Raw genomic sequence first — 17,923 nt, 5'->3', positions numbered from 1 at the left:
TGTTGCATTGGACCACGGGTCCGGTCAACAAGTTGCATGCGCGCGGCATCGCCCGCGCACGCATGCGGCTACGCGCTTGGCGTGGCCTTGCCCGGCCGATGGAAGGCGCGCAGGAAGGTGTCCACCGCCGCTCCCAGGTGCTGGGTCAGGACGGTGCCGGTCAATGGTCGCGCGCCGGTGGCTTGGCGCAGGAAGGGTTCGGACGCGACCAGCGCGAAGAACTGCGACGTGGCCAGCTGGGGATCGACGATCTCCAGATCGTCCACGGCGGCGGTTGCGCGCAGCATCTCGGCGAACGCCGCCTGGTAGGGCGCGGCGCAACTGGTCCAGAACGCCCCGGGCGTGATGCCGCCGGCCACGCCGGCATCGGCCATCATCTCGCGGATGTCCTGGACGAGGGGGCTGGTGGCCAGCCCGCAGAAGTCGCGACCGATGGCCAGCAGGCGCGGGCGCAGTTGCTGGTGGCCGTGCGCGACCAGTGTGCCCGGTTCCGGCAGTTGGGCCAGCAGGTCGTCCAGCACTGCCTGGAACAGGTGCTCCTTGCTCTGGAAATGCTTGTAGACGGTAGCCTTGGACACGCCGGCCACATCGGCCAGTCGGTCCATGTTGGTGGCCTCCAGGCCATGGCGGGTGAACAGCCTGCGTGCGGCGGCGAGGATGGCGAGCCGCTTGGTCACGTCCATGCGTCGACCACGGCCCGAGGCGGGCGATGGGGTGGGGCGGTCGTGCGGGTCAGGTGCGATCATCATGGCGAAACAAGGGTGAGAGGGCCTGGTCCAGGGCTGTCATGAGCAGTTCGCGGTCCAGCCCGGGTTCGCGCGTTTCGCGAACGCGGAGGCCTTCGAACAGCAATTGGATGATCAAGGCGCGCGCCGGCGTGATCGAGGCGGGCAGGCCTTTCCCGCCCTCGCTGGCGCTGCGGGACAACCATAGTTCGAGGGCCTGCCGCAGGTTCACGTCGAAATGGCTCACCGCGTCCGCAATCTGCGGATCACGGGTGGCTTCGGCCGACAGTTCAAGCAGCAACGCGCCGCTCAGCCGTCGGCCATCGGCGTTGCACGTGCGGCCATAGCCCTCTGTCATTTCCTGGACGAGGTCGACCCTGCGGTTCAGGCGGATGTCCTCGCGCAGCAACTCCAGTTGCCGCTCCACGATGGCCTGGATGATGGCGCTCTTGCTCTCGAAATAGCGGTAGATCAGGCCGGGACTCATCCCGGCCGTCTCCGCGATCCTGGCCATGCCCGCCGCATGGATGCCGTGCTCGATGAAGCATTGCTGCGCGGCGCACAGGATGCGTTCGCGTTGTGCCTGCGTCCGTGCTTCGGCCTTGCTGCTGCGGGCTTGCGCGTTCACTGCGAGGACTCGCTCCAGCCGCCACCGAGCGCCCGGTACAGGGCGACGCGGTTGGCCTGCTCGGCCTGGCGGATGGCCACCAGCCCCTGCTGGGCGCCGTACAGCGTGCGCTGTGCGACCAGGCGCGTCAGGTAGCTGTCACGTCCGGCCTCGTAGCGGGCCTTGGCGAGGGTGTCGGCCTGCGCCGCGGCCTCGACCTGCGCCTTGACCGCCTCGCGCTGCCGCGCCAGCGTCTGCGACAGCGCCAGGGCATCGGCGGCATCGCGGAACCCGGCCTGGATGGCTTTCTCGTACTCGGCCAGCGCGATGTCGCGGTCGACCTTGGCCACGGCGAGGTTGGCGCGCAGGCGGCCGCCCTGGAAGATCGGCAGGGTGATGCGCGGGATGAAGCTCCACACCGAGGTGCCCGAGGAGAACAGGTCCGACAGCTCGCCGCTGGCCGAACCCACCGAGCCGGTCAGCGAGATCGACGGGAAGAACGCCGCGCGGGCGGCTCCGATGTTGGCGCTCGCCCCCAGCAGGCGGTGCTCGGCGGCACGCACGTCCGGCCGGCGCAGCAGTGCCTCCGACGGCATCCCCGCCGGCACCGGCAGCAGACCGATCGCGCCGTCCTGCATGCCATCGGGCAATTGCTCCGGTGCCAGGGTCGTACCGGCCAGCAACTGCAAGGCGTGGGTGTCGCGTGCCACGTCGCCTTCGAGGCGCGCCACGTCGCCGCGTGCGCCTTCCAGTTCGGCCTTGGCCTGCGCCAACTCCAGCCCGGAGGCCGCGCCGATCGCATGACGCTTCTCCGCCAGCCGGTGGCTGTCTTCGAAGGTGGTCATCATCGCCTGCGAGACGCGCAGCAGGTCCTGGTCGGCGGCCAGCGTCAGGTACGCATTGGCGACTTCGGCGATCAGGCTCAGTTGCACGCCGATGCGGGCTTCCTCGGTGGCGAAGAAGTTCTGCAGCGCCGCTTCACTGAGGTTGCGCACGCGGCCGAACAGGTCCAGTTCGAACGCGGACAGGCCCACGCCGGCGGTGTACAGCTCGGTGATGGGGATGTCACCGCCGGTGCGCTCCATCTGCACGCTCGCGCCCAACGAGGGCAGGCGGTCGGCACGCTGGATGCGGTACAGGCCACGCGCGCGCTCCACGTTGAGCGCCGCCACCCGCAGGTCGCGGTTGTTGGCCAGCGCGGTTTCCACCAGCGCATCGAGCTTGGGATCGGCGAAGAAGTCGCGCCAGCCGATGTCGGCCACCGGCAGGGCCGGCACCTCGGCGGTGGCCGTGTCCGTCGTGGCAGGCGTCTGCGTGGTGGCCGGCAACGGCCACCGTTCGGCGATGCCCATCTCGGCGGTGGGGGTCGGCGGCACCAGCGTGGCGCAGCCGGCGGTGAACAGGGCTACGGCCAAGGCCAGCGGCGCCATCAACGGCTTAGTCATGGGTATCACCTCCAGTGGTCGCTGCCGGGTCGGCCTTGCGGCCACCAAACATGCGTTGCACCACCACGAAGAACAGGGGAATGAAGAACACGCCCAGCACGGTGCCGACGAGCATGCCGCCGACCACGCCGGTGCCGATGGCGCGTTGCGCGCCAGAGCCGGCACCGGTGGCGATGGCCAGCGGGAGCACGCCCAGGCCGAACGCCAGCGAGGTCATGATGATCGGACGCAGGCGGTCCTTCACGGCCTGCATGGTCGCGGCGAACAGACCCATCCCGCGCTCCAGGTTCTCCTTGGCGAACTCCACGATCAGGATCGCGTTCTTGCTGGTCAGGCCCACCGTGGTGAGCATGGCCACCTGGAAGTACACGTCACGACCCATGCCCGCCATGGTGTTGGCAAGCACCGCGCCGAGGATGCCCAGCGGAGCCACCAGCAGCACGGCGGTCGGCACGGTCCAGCTTTCATACAATGCCGCCAGGCACAGGAACACGATCATCAGCGACAGCACGTAGAGCAGGGTGGTCTGGTTGCCCGCCTGCTGTTCCTGGTAGGACAGCGCGGTCCACTCGATGCCATAGCCCGGCGGCAACTCGGAGACCAGCCGCTCGATTTCCGCCATCGCATCGCCCGAGGACACGCCCGGTGCGCCCTGGCCCTGGATCTCCACCGCGGACACGCCGTTGTAGCGCTCCAGGCGTGGGGAACCGTACTCCCAGCGTGTTGTGGCGAACGCCGAGAACGGCACCATTTCGCCCTGGTTGTTCTTGACCGACCAGAGGTTGAAGTCCTCCGGGGTCATGCGGAACTTAGCCTCGGCCTGCACGAACACGCGCTTCACCCTGCCACGATCGACGAAATCATCGATGTAGCTGCTGCCCCACGCCGTGGCCAGGGTGGAGTTGATCTGGTCCATCGACAGGCCCAGCGCGGTGGCCTTGCCTTCGTCCACGTCCACGCGGAACTGCGGGGTGTCGTCCTGGCCGTTGGGACGCACGGCCACCAGCAGCTTGCTCTGTGCGGCCGCACCCAGCAGCTGGTTGCGCGCATTCACCAGCGCTTCGTGGCCCTGTCCGGTGTTGTCCTTGAGGAAGAAGTTGAAGCCGGTCGCGGTACCCAGCTCCGGCATGGCCGGCGGCGGGAACACGAACGCCATCGCATCCTTGATCTGCATCAGGGCGCCCATGCCACGGCCCGCGACCGCTTCCGCGCTGAGTTCGGGCGAAGTGCGCTCGCTCCAGTCCTTGAGCTTGATGAAGGCCAAGCCCGAGTTCTGGCCCATGCCCGCGAAGCTGAAGCCCTGCACCGAAAGCACCGAGTCCACCGCTTCCTTCTCGTTGGTGAGGAAGTGGTTCTCGATGGTCTCGATGGTCTGCATCGTGCGCTCTTGCGTAGCGCCGACCGGCGTCTGGATCAGCGAGAACAGCACGCCCTGGTCCTCGTCGGGGAGGAAGCCGGTGGGCAGGCGCGCGAACAGGACGCCCATCACCACCACCATGGCCGCGAAGATGGCCATGAAGCGGCCCGGACGGCCGATGATGCCGCGCACGCCGCGCTGGTAGCGGGCGCTGGTGGAGTCAAAGCCCTTGTTGAAGCCGCGGAAGAACCGGGCGAACAGGCCCTTGCCACTGTCGTGGTGCTCGCCCTTCTTCAGCGGCTTGAGCATGGTCGCGCACAGCGCCGGGGTCAGCACGATCGCCACCACCACCGACAATGTCATCGCCGAGACAATCGTGGCGGAGAACTGCCTGTAGATGATGCCGGTGGAGCCGGACATGAACGCCATCGGCACGAACACCGCCGACAGCACCAGGCCGATGCCGACCAGCGCACCGGTGATCTGGTCCATCGATTTGCGCGTGGCTTCCAGCGGCGAGAGGCCTTCCTCGGTCATGATGCGCTCGACGTTCTCCACCACCACGATGGCGTCGTCCACCAGCAGGCCGATCGCGAGCACCATGGCGAACATGGTGAGCATGTTGATGGAGAAGCCCATCAAGGCGAGCGCGCCGAACGTGCCCAGCAGCACCACCGGCACCGCGATGGTGGGGATCAGCGTGGCGCGGAAGTTCTGCAGGAACAGGTACATCACCAGGAACACCAGCACGATCGCCTCGAGCAGGGTCTTGACGACGTTCTTGATCGACACCTGCACGAACGGGGTGGTGTCGTAGGCGGAGACCACCTTCAGGCCCGCCGGGAACGAAGGACGCAGCTGGTTCACCGCCTCTTCGACGTTGGCGGCGGTTTCCAGCGCGTTGGCGCCGGTGGCCAGCGTGATCGCGATGCCCGTGGACGGCTTGCCGTTGAACCGGGTGATGAAGTCGTAGGTTTCCACGCCCATGTCCACCCGCGCGATGTCGCCCAGCCTCAGCGCCGAGCCGTCGGGGTTGGCGCGCACGATGATCTTGCGGAACTGCTCCGGGGTCTGCAGGCGGTCCTGTGCGGAGATGGTGGCGTTGAGCTGCTGGCCGTCGATGGCCGGCGTCCCGCCGAGCTGGCCCAGCGCGACCTGCGCGTTCTGCGCGCGGATGGCGGCGGTGACCTCGGTGGTGGACAGCTTGTAGGTGTCCAGCTTGTTCGGGTCCAGCCAGATGCGCATGGCGTACTTGCCGCCGAACACCTGGATGTTGCCCACGCCCGGCACGCGGCTGAGCGGGTCGACCAGGGCGCTGCCCACGAAGTCGGCGATGTCGTTCTTGTCCATGCTGCCGTCTTCGGACACGAACGCCAGCACCTGCAGGAAGCCGGTGAGCGACTTGGACACGTTGATGCCCTGGCGCTGCACTTCCTGCGGCAACAACGGCATGGCCAGCTGCAGCTTGTTCTGCACCTGCACCTGCGCGGTGTCGGGGTTGGTCTCGTTGCTGAAGGTCAGCTTGATCGTCGCCATGCCGTTGGACGAGCTGTTGGACGAGAAGTAGATCAGCCCGTCCAGGCCCTTCATGTTCTGCTCGATGATCTGCGTCACCGAGTCCTCGACCACCTTGGCCGAGGCGCCCGGGTAGGTGGCGCCGATCTCCACCGCCGGCGGGGCGATGGTCGGGTACATGGACACCGGCAGCGTGAAGATGGCCAGGCCGCCGCCGAGCATGATGATGATTGCGATGACCCACGCGAAGATGGGTCGATCAATGAAAAAGCGTGCCATGCGCGGCGCCCCTTACTTGCTGCCCGCGCCAGTGGCGGGCTTGGGAGCGGCGTTGGCGCCGGGGGCCTGCGCGGGCGCGCCGGCTTCGCTGGGAGTAACGGGAGCACCGGGCCGGATCTTCTGCAGGCCTTCGACGATGACCTTGTCACCTGCCTTCAGCCCGTCCTCGACCAGCCACTTGTCGCCAATGGCCTGGCTGACCTTGACCGGGCGGGCCTCGGCCTTGCCGTCCTTGCCGACCACCATCGCCGAGGTGTGGCCCTTGGGATCGCGGGCGATGCCCTGTTGCGGCACCAGGATGGCGCCCTTGCGCTCGCCATTGCCGACCACCGCACGCACGTACATGCCCGGGAGCAGCACGCCGTCGGGGTTGGGAACCACCACGCGCAGCGCGAAGCTGCCGGTGCTGGGGTCGACCGTGACTTCGGAGAAGGCCAGCTTGCCCTCGTGGGTGTGCGGGGTGCCGTCCTCGAGCAGTACGGTCACCGGCAGGGATGCGGTGCTGGCCAGCGAGCCGGCGGCCACGGCCTTGCGCAGGGCCAGCAGCTCGGTGCTGGACTGGGTGAGGTCGACGTAGATCGGGTCCAGCTGCTGCACGGTGGCCAGCGGCGTGGGCTGCCCGGCGTTGACCAGCGCGCCCTGGGTGACCGAGGACTTGCCGATACGACCACTGATGGGCGATGTGATGCGGGCATAGCCCAGGGTCACGCCGGTGCCGTCGACCATGGCCTGGGCGGCCTTCACATCGGCCTCGGCCTGGCGCAGGGCGGCCTGTGCGTTGTCATCGTCCTGCCGGCTGACGGCGTCGACCTTGACCAGCTCGGCGCTGCGTTGGGCGTTCAGGCGGGTGGTGACCAGCGCTGCCTGGGCGCGCGCCAGGGTGGCGCGGGCGTTGTTGTTGTCCGCGCGGTAGGCCGCGTCGTCGATCTGGTACAGCGGCTGGCCGGCCTTGACGTCACCGCCTTCGGTGAACAGGCGGCGGCGGACGATGCCCGAAACCTGCGGCCGGACTTCGGCGACAAGGAAGGGCGTGGTGCGGCCGGGCAGCTCGCGGGTGAGGGTGGCGTCCTGCGGCTGCAGCGTCACCACGGTCACGGGGACGGCTTGCGAGGCCGGCGGCTGTTCGGGGGCGCCGCCGCATGCGGCCAGGGCGAGGGAGAGCGAGAGTGCCAGCGGCACCAGGCGGAGGGCAGGTCGGGACATGGGCGTCGGCTTATGAATGGGGAAAGGGGGGGAGGCGGGCGGAAAAGACATCGAAGGATGAACGATCATTCTCTTTTTGTCAAAGCGTTCAGGTTCAGCCAATGTTGTGGTCAGTTGTTGCATTGGAAACCGAACCCGCGGGCATTGATGCGCTGCGGCATACTCAACGACCCCGCCGTTTGGAGTCCGCCATGTCCCGCGCCTACAACTTCAGTGCCGGTCCCGCCACCCTGCCGGAGGCGGTGCTTCGCCAGGCACAGGAGGAGATGCTGGACTTCCGTGGCGCGGGCGCCTCGATCGTGGAGCTGAGCCATCGCGGACCCGAATTCATCCGGGTCGCGGCCGAGGCCGAAGCCGATCTGCGCCGTCTGATCGGCATTCCGGACGACTATGCGGTGCTGTTCACCGCCGGTGGCGCCACCACTGCGCAGGCGCTGATCCCGCTCAACTTCGCCGCGCCGGGGCAGGTGGCCGACTACGTGGTCACCGGGCACTGGGGCAAGACCGCGCTCAAGCAGGCCGCGCCGTACGTGACCATCCACCTGGCCGCCAACACCGAGGCCGACGGATTCCGTGACGCGCCTGCGCCGGCCACCTGGTCGCTGTCCCAGGACGCCGCTTTCGTGCACTACACCGCCAACGAGACCATCCACGGCGTGGAGTACCGCGACGTGCCGGATGTGGGCGACGTGCCGCTGGTCGCGGACTTCAGCTCCTCCATCGCCTCCGAGCCGTTGGACGTGTCGAGGTTCGGCGTGATCTACGCCGGCGCGCAGAAGAACCTCGGGCCGGTGGGCATCAGCGTGGTGATCGTGCGCCGCGACCTGCTGGCCCGCACCGGCCAGCCGCGTGCGGACATCTTCAATTACGCCTCCAACCTGGCGGCCGACTCCATGCTCAACACCCCGCCCAGCTGGAACTGGTACCTGCTGGGCCTCACCGTGAAGTGGATGCTGGCCGAGGGCGGCGTTGAGGAGTTCGCCCGGCGCAACGCGCGCAAGGCCGAACTGCTGTATGCCACCATCGACCAGTCCGGGGGCTTCTACCGCAACGAGGTGGCGATCGCCGCCCGTTCGCGCATGAACGTGCCGTTCTTCCTGCACGACGCCTCGCTGGACGCGCCGTTCCTGTCCGAAGCCCGTGACGCCGGGTTGATTTCGTTGAAGGGCCATCGCGTCCTCGGTGGCATGCGAGCGTCCCTCTATAACGCCATGCCGGAAGACGGCGTGAAGACGCTGGCGACCTTCATGCAGGACTTCCAGCGGAGGCATGGCTGATGGCCAAGTTGCCGCGATTGGCCAAAGGCGGCAAGGCCGGCAAGGCGCCAACCCAACCGCCGGAGCGGGCCAGGCCTGTCGCCCCTGCCAAGGGGCCACCGCTCGACCTGGCTGTGCTGCGTGACCGCATCGACAGCGTGGACCGGGCGATCCAGGACCTGATCGCCGAACGCGCACGCTACGCCGGCCAGGTGGGCAAGGCCAAGGGCAAGCTCGCCGCAGCCGTGGACTACTACCGTCCCGAGCGCGAGGCGCAGGTGCTGCGCCGGGTGGTGGACCGCAACGAAGGCCCGCTGCAGGACGAAGTGCTGGTGCGGCTGTTCCGCGAGATCATGTCCGCCTGCCTGGCCCAGCAGGAACCGCTCAAGATCGGCTTCCTCGGCCCGGAGGGCACGCACACCCAGCAAGCGGTGTACAAGCACTTCGGGCACTCCATCCATGCCATGCCGCTGGGCAGCATCGAGGAGGTGTTCCAGGAGGTGGAAGCGGGCAACGCCGACTTTGGCGTGGTGCCGGTGGAGAACTCCACCCAGGGCACGATCCAGTCCACGCTGGACATGTTCCTGACCTCGAAGGCGAAGATCTGCGGCGAGGTGGAATTGCGCATCCACCAGCACCTGCTGTCGCGCTCGGGCCGGATCGAAGACATCGAGCGCGTGTACGCGCATCCGCAATCGTTTGCCCAGTGCAAGGCATGGCTGCGCCAGTACCTGCCCAAGGCCGAGAAGATTGCCGTGGGCAGCAATGCGGAGGGCTGCAAGCGGGCACGCAGCGCGGATGATGCGGCGGCGATCGCCGGTGCCAGCGCCGGGCCGGTATATGGCCTGCAACGCGTGGCCGGCCCCATCGAGGACCGCCCGGACAACACCACGCGCTTCCTGGTGCTGGGCCGCGAACTGTTCCCGCCGTCAGGCAACGACCGCACCTCGCTACTGGTGTTCATCAACGACCAGCCTGGTGCGCTGCACCATGTGCTGGAGCCGTTCGCGCGCCACGGGCTGAGCATGAACCGCATCGAGTCGCGCCCGGGCAACACCGGCTTGTGGCAGTACGCGTTCTTCATCGATGTCAGTGGCCACTCCGACGAGCCGGCCATGCGCCAGGCCCTGCAGGACCTCAGCGCCTATGCCACCCAGGTGAAGGTGCTGGGCTCCTATCCGGTGGCAATCGTATGAGTGCGGCGATGGAGCAAGCGCCATCGTTGCGTTCGGGGCCCCACGACGAAGCCTGGTACGCCGCCCGCGCCAGCCGTGGCGTGCAGGGCCTGAAGGCCTACGACCCCGGCCACGACCTGGTCGCCCTGCGCCGGCAGTCTGGCGCCGCGCAGCTGGTGGAACTGGGCTCCAACGAGAATCCCTACGGGCCGTCGCCCGCGGCGCGGGCCGCGGTGCTGGACCGGCTGCACGAACTGCACCGCTACCCGGACCCGCTGGGCGCCGACCTCAAGCGCGCGCTCGCCCGCGTGCACGGCGTGGGCGAGGACGAGTTGTTGCTGGGCAACGGTTCGCACGAGCTGTTGATGATGGTCGCGCAGGTGTTTGCCGGCCCGGGCGCCGAGGTCGTCTATCCGCGTTATGGTTTTGCGGTCTTCGGCCTCGCCGCGCAGGCGGCCGGTGCCACTGCCCGCGTGGCCGAGGCGCAACCACGCACCGATGCCATGCCGGCCGGCCATGACCTGCAGGCGCTGCTGGGCGCCATCACCCCGGCCACGACGCTGCTCTTCCTGGCCAACCCCAACAACCCCACCGGCACCTGGCTGGGTGCCGACGCGTTGCGCGCGTTCCTCGCGCGCGTGCCCGAGCACGTGATCGTGGTCATCGACGAGGCCTACGCCGAACTGGCCGATGCGCCCGACTACCGCAGCGCCCTGGCCTTGCGCGACGTCCATCCCAACCTCGTGGTCAGTCGCACCTTCAGCAAGGCCTACGGTCTGGCGGGGATGCGCGTGGGCTATTTCGTCGCACCCGCGGGCCTGGTAGCGGTGATGGAGCGCATCCGCGAGAGCTTCAACGTCAACCTGCTGGCACTGGCGGCCTGCGAAGCCGCGCTTGGCGATGCCGGGCACCTGGCCTGGGTCCGCACGCGCAACCGCGAGGAGCGCACCGCCCTGGTCGGGGCCTTGCAGGCGCGTGGCCTGCGCGTGTTCCCGTCACAGACCAACTTCGTGCTGGTGGAATTCGGTGACCGCACCGCCGCGGTGGAACGCGCACTGGTGGAGCGCGGCGTGATCCTGCGGCCCATGGGCGGCTACGGCCTGGCGGACTGCCTGCGCATCACCGTGGGCACCCGCGACGAGAACCGTCGCCTGCTCGCCGCCCTCGACGAGGTGCTGGCGTGAGCGGCAGTACCGCGCACTGGATCGCCCGCCGTGGGCAGCCACTGCGGGGCACGTTGCGCGTGCCGGGCGACAAGTCGGTGTCGCACCGGGCCATCATGCTTGGCGCCTTGGCCGAAGGCACCACGCGCATCACCGGGTTCCTCGAAGGCGAGGACACCCGGGCGACGGCACGCGTGTTCCAGCAACTGGGCGTGCGCATCGAAACGCCCAGTGCCAGCGAACGGATCGTGCATGGCGTCGGCCTGCGTGGCCTGCATGCCGCCGCCGCACCGCTGGATTGCGGCAATGCCGGCACCGGCATGCGCCTGCTGGCTGGCGTGCTCGCGGGCCAGGCGTTCGACAGCACGCTGGTGGGCGATGCTTCCTTGTCCAAGCGGCCGATGCGTCGGGTGATCGAGCCACTCTCGCGCATGGGCGCCCGCATCGACGCTACCGGCGATGGCCTGCCGCCATTGCACGTGCACGGCGGCCAGGCGCTGCAGGGCATCGATTACACGCTGCCGGTGGCCAGCGCGCAGGTGAAGTCCGCGCTGCTGCTCGCGGGCCTGTATGCGCGTGGCACCACCTGCATCCGCGAACCGCATCCCACGCGGGACTACACCGAGCGCATGCTGCAGGCCTTCGGCTGGCCGATCCGCTTCGCGCCAGGCGAAGCCGAACTGGAAGGCGGGCACGTGCTCAAGGCCACCGACGTGGCCGTGCCCGCCGATTTCTCGTCGGCGGCGTTCTTCCTGGTGGCGGCCAGCGTGATTCCCGGGTCGACGCTGCGACTGGAACGCGTGGGCATGAACCCGCGCCGCACCGGCCTGTTGGCGGCGCTGCGGCTGATGGGTGCGGACATCAGCGAAGAACATGCAGGCGAGCAGGGCGGCGAACCGGTGGCCGACCTGGTGGTCACGCATGCGCCCCTGCACGGCATTGCCGTGCCGGAGACGCTGGTGCCGGACATGATCGACGAGTTCCCCGCACTGTTCATCGCGGCCGCGTGCGCGCACGGGCGCACCACGGTCACCGGTGCGGCGGAACTGCGGGTCAAGGAATCCGACCGCATTGCCACGATGGCCGCCGGCCTGCGGGCGCTGGGCGTGGCCGTCAGCGAAACCCCGGACGGTGCAGGCATCGAGGGCGGGGCGATCAGTGGCGGCCAGATCGACAGCCACGGCGATCACCGCATCGCGATGAGCTTCGCGATTGCCGCACAGCTGGCGCAGGCGCCTGTCCGGATCGAAGACACCGAGAACGTGGCGACCTCGTTCCCGGGGTTCGTCGCGCTGGCCAACGGCGCGGGCTTCGCGCTGGACGAGGGCTAGCCGCGGTCAGAGGAGGGCTACGGTCACTCCGGCGAGAAGCTGATCGGCACGATCACCGTGCCCGATACCGGTTGGCCGTCACGACGCGCCGGGTGGAAGCGCCAACGTCGCACCGCCTCCACCGCGGCGCGGTCCAGGTCGCGGGAACCGCTGGCTTGCGCCACCGTGACCTGTGCCGGGCGGCCGTCAGCCCCGACTTCCACGCGCACGCGCACGGTGCCGGCCTCACCGCGCCGCAGCGCTCGGCGGGGGTAGCGCGGCGCCGGCGTCTGGCCCGCGATGGGCATCGGCAGGGTGGTGGCCCGGGTGCTGGGCACGGGGCTGTCGGATACCGTTGGCGCGGCCGGTGCGGCAGGCGGCGGCGGTGGGCGCGGGGTTTCCACCACGAACGGGCGTTCGGCGGATTCGCGTGCGGTATCGGGCTGTTTGCCCATGCCGCTGGCGGCGCCGGACGCATCGCCGGCTGGCAAGGGCGCCGGCAGCGGGGCATACACGCGTGGCAACGCGGTCGGCGGCGTCTGATTGGCGCGGAAAAAGTCCTCCTTGCGTCCGCCCGAGATGGCCCAGGCAAAGAGCAACAGCCCGGCGACGAAAGCCAACAGCACCCACAGTAGCGAGCGGGCGGATGGCTTCCAGTCGGTGATGTTGAAAACACGGCGCGGAGGCAGGGAGGAGGGTGTCGACATGCGCGGTCCAGACGGCTGATGCCGATTGTTGCCGTCGGTTGGCTTAACAAAACGTCAATCGGGGGCCAAGGCTGCGATAATCGCGGTCCAGATCACTTCACGGCCCCGCCATGCTCGACCCGAACCTGCTGCGCCAACAGCCTTCCGATCTTGCCGCCCGCCTGCGCGAAACCCGTGGTTTCGAACTGGACGCGCGTGCACTGGAGTCACTGGAGGCCGAGCGCAAGCAGATCCAGGTCCGCACGCAGGAACTGCAGAACCTGCGCAACACCAAGTCCAAGGAAATCGGACAGCTGATGGGGCGCGTCACGCGCTTCAACGCCGAAGAAGATTTCGACCAAGCCGATTTTTGTCTTTCCCAAGTGGAGCAGATAAAGGCGCAGGTGGCCGGGTTTGGCGACGAGCTCAAGGCCAGCGAGGAGCGCCTGGAAGCCATCCGCGCGGAACTGGAGGCGATCGCGCTGGGCATCCCCAACCTGCCGCATGCGTCTGTGCCGGTCGGCAGCGACGAGAACGGCAACGTCGAACAGCACCGCTGGGGCACCCCGCGCCGCTTCGACTTCAAGGTGCTCGATCATGTCGAGTTGGGTGCCCGCAACGGTTGGCTGGATGGCGAGACCGCGGCCAAGCTGTCCGGCTCGCGCTTCACCGTGCTGCGCGGTCCCGTCGCGCGCCTGCACCGTGCGCTGGCCCAGTTCATGCTCGACCTGCACACCGGTGAGCACGGCTATCAGGAAACCAACGTGCCGTTGCTGGTCAATGCCGACAGCATGCGTGGCACCGGCCAGCTGCCCAAGTTCGAGGACGACCTGTTCTCCACCGAAGTGGGCGAGAGCAAGCGCTACCTGATCCCGACCTCGGAAGTGCCGCTGACCAACATCGCCCGCGACACCATCCTCGAGGCCGAGGCGCTGCCGCTGCGCATGACCGCGCATTCGATGTGCTTCCGCGCCGAGGCCGGCAGCGGCGGCCGCGACGTGCGCGGCATGATCCGCCAGCACCAGTTCGAGAAGGTGGAGCTGGTGACGATCGCCAAGCCGGACGAGAGCTACGCCGAGCACGACCGCATGACCCGTTGCGCCGAGGTGGTGCTGGAGAAGCTCGGCCTGCCATACCGCCGCATGCTGCTCTGCACCGGCGACATGGGCTTCTCGGCCACCAAGACCTTCGACCTGGAAGTCTGGCTGCCGTCGCAGGACACCTACCGCGAGATCTCGTCCTGCTCCAACTGCGAGGGCTTCCAGGCCCGCCGCATGCTGGCCCGCTTCCGCAACGCGGCGGGCAAGCCGGAGCTGGTGCACACCCTCAACGGCTCGGGCGTCGCCGTGGGCCGCGCGCTGATCGCGGTGATGGAGAACTACCAGAACGCCGACGGCTCGATCACCGTGCCCGAGGCACTGCGTCCGTACATGGGTGGGCTCGAAATCATCGCTTGAGGCCGCGTTGGCACGGATGGTGTGTTTCCTCCGGTGGGGAAGCACCTCCCGTTGCACGAGATGGATGCATCGCCATGACCAGTTCGCGTGAGCACGCGTGGGGCCAGGCCGCCGGGACCGCCGACCTGTTCGATGGCGGCATCGCCACCCCGGTCGCTGGCGAGCGTGTGCCGCTCTCTGACGGGGCGTGGCTGTTGCGGGGATTCGCCCTGGACGTGGACGCCGCGTTGATGCAGGCCGTGGATGCGATCGCCCACGCCGCGCCGTTTCGCCATCTCACGACGCCCGGCGGCTTCCGTATGTCCGTGGCGATGACCAACTGTGGCCGGATGGGCTGGGTGAGCGACCGGCGGGGCTATCGCTACGAGCGCCTGGATCCGTGCAGCGGGCAGCCATGGCCGAAGATGCCTGCGTGCTTCGTCGCGCTGGCCAGTCGCGCCGCCGCGGACGCGGGTTATCCGGGTTTCGATCCCGACGCCTGCCTGATCAACCGGTATGTGCCCGGTGCGCGCCTGACCCTGCACCAGGACCGCGATGAAGCGCGTCTGGAGGCGCCTATTGTCTCGGTATCGCTCGGCGTGCCGGCCAGCTTCCTCTGGGGTGGCCTGGATCGTCGCGACAGCACGCAGCGCCACGCGCTGGCGCACGGCGACGTGGTGGTGTGGGGCGGAGCATCGCGCATGCGCTTTCATGGCATCGCACCACTCAGGCAGGGCTGGCATCCGGCGGCAGGCGATATACGCATCAACCTGACGTTCCGCTGCGCGGGCTGATGGCGTGCGCGTTCCACGGGTGCGTATCCCCGTCCCGGAAAAGAGAGGGCCTGCCCCAAGGGGCAGGCCCGAATGCATCCGGTCTGGGGAGGGAGAGAGAACCGGATGCCGGGGACGGGCTCGGGCCTCAGGCGGCCTTGGCCAGCGGGGATGCAATCGCGGCCTTGGCCTCGGCAATGGCCGTGGTGCGGTGTTCCGGGGAATAGGCCACGCCTTCGGCACGTACGAACTCCACGTCGGTGATGCCGAGGAAGCCGAGCACGAAGGTCAGGTACGGCTCCTGGAAGTCACTGGGTGCACCGGTGTGCAGGCCGCCGCGACCGCTGGCGACGATCACCTTCTTGCCGCCGGCCAGGCCTTCGGGGCCATTCTCGGTGTAGCGGAACGTCTTGCCGGCCACCGCAATGCGGTCAATCCAGGCCTTCAGCGTGGAGGGGATGCCGAAGTTGTACATCGGCACCCCGATGACGATGACGTCCGCCGCCAGGAACTGCTCCAGTACCGCCGCGGCCTTGGCTGCTTCCTCGGCATTGGTGCCGGCCAGCGAGCCGCGGGTCAGGTGCGGCACCGGGTTGGCGTCCAGGTCGCGATACTGGACCGACAGGTCCGGTACGGCATCCTGCCAGCGGGCGACGACCGCCGCGCTCAGGTCACGGGTGACGGAGTTGGCGCCCAGGGCGCTGGAGTCGATATGCAGGAGCTTCATGGTGTGGCCTTGTCGTGTGGGTGGCGCGGCCAGCTGGCCGCCTTGCGATACACGGTATGCCGTTGCTTGCGTGGGATAAACCTGATCAAATGCCACGAAATGTTCTGAATATGGAACTTCGGCCATGAACGATCTCAACGACCTGTATTACTTCGCCGCCGTAGTGGACCATGCCGGCTTTGCCGCGGCGGAGCGTGCGCTCGGCATCCCCAAGTCCCGGTTGAGCCGCCGCATCAGTCAACTCGAAGCCGACCTGGGCGTGCGCCTGCTGCAGCGCTCCACCCGGCGCTTCGCGGTGACCGAGGTCGGGCAGAGCGTCTACCGGCATGCCCAGTCGATGCTGGCCGAGGCCCAGGCCGCGCGTGAGGTGGTGGACCGCCTGAGCGCCGAGCCGCGCGGCGTGATCCGCGTCAGCGTGCCGGTGGCGCTCGCGCAGCACCAGATGCCCACGCTGCTACCGGAATTCCTCGCCCGCTACCCGCAGGTGCGCGTGCAGATGCACGTCAGCAACCGGCGTGTGGACATCATCAATGAAGGCATCGACGTGGCCCTGCGCGTGCGGTCCAAGCTGGACGATGACGGCAGCCTGGTGATGCGCAGCTTCGGCATGACCCAGGAGCTGCTGGTCGCAAGTCCGGGCTACCTCAAGGGCATGGGCCGGCCGAAGACGCCCGAAGACCTGGCCGAGCACGTCACGCTGAGCGTCAGCGAGGATGAGGCGCGCCAGCGCTGGGAGCTGCATGGCCCGGATGGCGAGGTGCGCCGGGTCGAGTTGCGCCCCCGGGTGATGGGCTTCGATGTCCCCATGATGATGGCGTTGGCCGAACAGGGCGTGGGCATCACCCTGCTGCCCGAGACGGTTTGCCACGAAGCGGTGCGCAGCGGCAGGCTGGAAGTCGTCCTGCCGGAGTGGCGACTGCCGCAGGGCATCTTCCACGCCGTGTTCGCATCGCGTCGCGGACTGCTGCCTGCCGTCCGTGTGTTCATCGACTACCTGGCGGAGAAAGTGCCCGGGCTGATCGAGTCCGTGCGGCTTGAATGCGGTGAGAGCACCGGAATTCCCTGCCGCGAAGCCGTGGGGCCCAAGCTTGCGGACACGGCGAAAAAGCCGCGGTAAAAGGCTGGGGTTGGCGGACGCCGCGTGCGAGAATACGCGGCGCACGTGCCCTTGCCCGTGCCAGGTCCAAGCCGGACAGGTGGCCGAGTGGTTTAAGGCAGCGGTCTTGAAAACCGCCGAAGGTTAATCCCTTCCGTGGGTTCGAATCCCACCCTGTCCGCCAATTTGCCTGTCGTGGCCGCTGGCTGGGAATGTTTCTCCCGGCGATTGCAGTGTCATCCATACTGCTTCAGGCTCTCATTGCTGGAGCCGTTCCCCGAAGCGGCGATCGGGAGCCGCTATGGATAGTGGCCTCCCGAACCAGCACCTGATTCTCCCCTGGACAGCGGCGCGCTTGCGTCCCGTCCGGGGGTTGCTTAGTCTCCCACCCAAATCCATCAAACGGGGTTAGGGATGACCATCCGTATCTTCATCGTGGACGATCATGCGATCGTCCGGACCGGCTTGCGCATGATCCTGTCGACACAGCTCGACATGGAGGTCGTCGGCGAGGCCGACAGTGGCGAGGCGGCACTGCCGCTGATACGCAACTGCAAGCCCGATGTCGTGCTGTCCGACCTGCACCTGCCAGGTGCCAGCGGCCTGGACCTTACCGAGCGCCTCATGAAGTTCGAGTGCGCACCCAAGGTGATCATCGTCTCGGTACTGGATGACGGTCCGTTACCGCGTCGGCTGTTGGAGGCCGGGGCCTCCGGTTATGTAGGCAAGGCGGCCGATTCGCAGGAGCTGGTTTCGGCGGTGCGCACCGTCGCACAGGGCAAACGCTACCTGGCCAGCGCGGTCGCGCAGAATCTTGCCCTGGCCGGACTGGGTCTGGTGTCGGCGCTGGAGACGCTTTCCCCGCGGGAAACCGAGGTGGCACTGCTGCTGGCGCAAGGGCTGAAAAACGAACAGATCGCGCGCCAGTTGGTCCTGAGCGCGAAGACGGTCAGTACGCATAAGCAGCGCCTGTTCGAAAAGCTGGGCGTCCGCGATACCGTCAGCCTGTCCCGGCTGTTGCGCCAACACGGTTACCTGGATCCGTCCGAATCCGTGCCTTGAGCGCGGCTGGCCCCAACGCGGTCGGCGGCACTCGATCCAGCATGCGGTGATCCCCAACGGAAGAGGCCGCGCATTGCGCGGCCTCTTCCCTGGCGAGAGCCTGGATTG

At 68.1% G+C, this 17,923-nt stretch carries 15 protein-coding genes and 1 tRNA gene; 9 read left to right on the top strand and 7 right to left on the bottom strand.

Features of this window, described 5'->3' with window-relative positions; genetic code table 11:
• Positions 1 to 68 precede the first annotated feature (68 nt).
• Genes IP93_RS07625 through IP93_RS07605 form a run of 5 tightly spaced genes read right to left on the bottom strand, consistent with a single transcriptional unit; the run spans position 69 to position 7,131 of the window.
• A complete protein-coding gene (locus tag IP93_RS07625; RefSeq protein ID WP_144813984.1) occupies positions 69 to 749 on the bottom strand; it encodes a TetR/AcrR family transcriptional regulator in 681 nt (226 codons plus the stop codon).
• Positions 733 to 1,353 carry a TetR/AcrR family transcriptional regulator gene (locus IP93_RS07620; RefSeq protein ID WP_158636300.1) on the bottom strand — a complete coding sequence of 207 codons (621 nt, stop codon included), beginning with the start codon at positions 1,351 to 1,353 and terminating at the stop codon, positions 733 to 735. Before IP93_RS07620 ends, IP93_RS07625 begins: the two co-directional genes overlap by 17 nt.
• On the bottom strand, positions 1,350 to 2,777 hold the full coding sequence (locus tag IP93_RS07615; protein WP_277874016.1) for an efflux transporter outer membrane subunit: 1,428 nt from the start codon (positions 2,775 to 2,777) through the stop codon (positions 1,350 to 1,352). Before IP93_RS07615 ends, IP93_RS07620 begins: the two co-directional genes overlap by 4 nt.
• The gene (locus IP93_RS07610; protein WP_144813979.1) at positions 2,770 to 5,928 is read right to left on the bottom strand and encodes an efflux RND transporter permease subunit; all 3,159 of its coding nucleotides are present in this window, start codon (positions 5,926 to 5,928) and stop codon (positions 2,770 to 2,772) included. Before IP93_RS07610 ends, IP93_RS07615 begins: the two co-directional genes overlap by 8 nt.
• Positions 5,929 to 5,940: 12 nt before the next feature.
• Positions 5,941 to 7,131, bottom strand: a complete 1,191-nt coding sequence (locus tag IP93_RS07605; RefSeq protein WP_144813976.1) for an efflux RND transporter periplasmic adaptor subunit — start codon at positions 7,129 to 7,131, stop codon at positions 5,941 to 5,943.
• 191 nt (positions 7,132 to 7,322) lie between these two features.
• Between IP93_RS07605 and serC the strand changes: the two genes are divergently transcribed.
• The 4 genes from serC to aroA are packed head-to-tail and all read left to right on the top strand — an operon-like array spanning position 7,323 to position 12,056.
• On the top strand, positions 7,323 to 8,408 hold the full coding sequence (serC, locus tag IP93_RS07600; protein ID WP_144813974.1) for a 3-phosphoserine/phosphohydroxythreonine transaminase: 1,086 nt from the start codon (positions 7,323 to 7,325) through the stop codon (positions 8,406 to 8,408).
• Entirely contained in the window at positions 8,408 to 9,583 is a 1,176-nt protein-coding gene (pheA, locus tag IP93_RS07595) for a prephenate dehydratase (RefSeq protein WP_144813971.1), read from the top strand. Before serC ends, pheA begins: the two co-directional genes overlap by 1 nt.
• 8 nt (positions 9,584 to 9,591) lie before the next feature.
• Complete coding sequence (hisC, locus tag IP93_RS07590) at positions 9,592 to 10,746, top strand: histidinol-phosphate transaminase (RefSeq protein ID WP_158636299.1); 1,155 nt, start codon at positions 9,592 to 9,594, stop codon at positions 10,744 to 10,746.
• Positions 10,743 to 12,056, top strand: coding sequence for a 3-phosphoshikimate 1-carboxyvinyltransferase (gene aroA, locus IP93_RS07585; RefSeq protein ID WP_242006798.1), 1,314 nt, complete (start codon positions 10,743 to 10,745; stop codon positions 12,054 to 12,056). The genes hisC and aroA overlap by 4 nt, the downstream gene beginning before the upstream one ends.
• Before the next feature lie 23 nt (positions 12,057 to 12,079).
• Here the strand turns inward: aroA and IP93_RS07580 are convergent, their stop codons facing one another.
• Complete coding sequence (locus tag IP93_RS07580) at positions 12,080 to 12,742, bottom strand: energy transducer TonB (protein ID WP_144813967.1); 663 nt, start codon at positions 12,740 to 12,742, stop codon at positions 12,080 to 12,082.
• 110 nt (positions 12,743 to 12,852) lie between these two features.
• On the opposite strand from IP93_RS07580, the gene serS reads away from it, so the two are divergent.
• The gene (serS, locus tag IP93_RS07575) at positions 12,853 to 14,178 is read left to right on the top strand and encodes a serine--tRNA ligase (RefSeq protein ID WP_144813965.1); all 1,326 of its coding nucleotides are present in this window, start codon (positions 12,853 to 12,855) and stop codon (positions 14,176 to 14,178) included.
• 74 nt (positions 14,179 to 14,252) lie between these two features.
• Entirely contained in the window at positions 14,253 to 14,951 is a 699-nt protein-coding gene (gene alkB / locus IP93_RS07570) for a DNA oxidative demethylase AlkB (RefSeq protein ID WP_144813962.1), read from the top strand.
• A 127-nt stretch (positions 14,952 to 15,078) separates the two neighbouring features.
• On the opposite strand, the gene IP93_RS07565 is transcribed toward alkB, so the two are convergent.
• Positions 15,079 to 15,657 (bottom strand): FMN-dependent NADH-azoreductase, encoded by a 579-nt coding sequence (locus IP93_RS07565; RefSeq protein ID WP_144813961.1) that lies wholly within the window; start codon positions 15,655 to 15,657, stop codon positions 15,079 to 15,081.
• A gap of 124 nt (positions 15,658 to 15,781) precedes the next feature.
• Between IP93_RS07565 and IP93_RS07560 the strand changes: the two genes are divergently transcribed.
• From IP93_RS07560 to IP93_RS07550, 3 genes are all read left to right on the top strand, one after another.
• The gene (locus IP93_RS07560; RefSeq protein WP_144813958.1) at positions 15,782 to 16,774 is read left to right on the top strand and encodes a LysR family transcriptional regulator; all 993 of its coding nucleotides are present in this window, start codon (positions 15,782 to 15,784) and stop codon (positions 16,772 to 16,774) included.
• 73 nt (positions 16,775 to 16,847) lie between these two features.
• Positions 16,848 to 16,937, top strand: a tRNA-Ser gene (locus tag IP93_RS07555).
• A gap of 230 nt (positions 16,938 to 17,167) precedes the next feature.
• Entirely contained in the window at positions 17,168 to 17,815 is a 648-nt protein-coding gene (locus tag IP93_RS07550) for a response regulator (protein WP_144813955.1), read from the top strand.
• The last annotated feature ends 108 nt before the right edge of the window (positions 17,816 to 17,923 follow it).

The organism is Aerolutibacter ruishenii (genome assembly GCF_007830115.1).
Taxonomy (GTDB): domain Bacteria; phylum Pseudomonadota; class Gammaproteobacteria; order Xanthomonadales; family Xanthomonadaceae; genus Aerolutibacter; species Aerolutibacter ruishenii.
The sequence above is the reverse complement of the archived record's forward strand: the minus strand, read 5'-3'. Positions and strand labels throughout refer to the sequence as shown.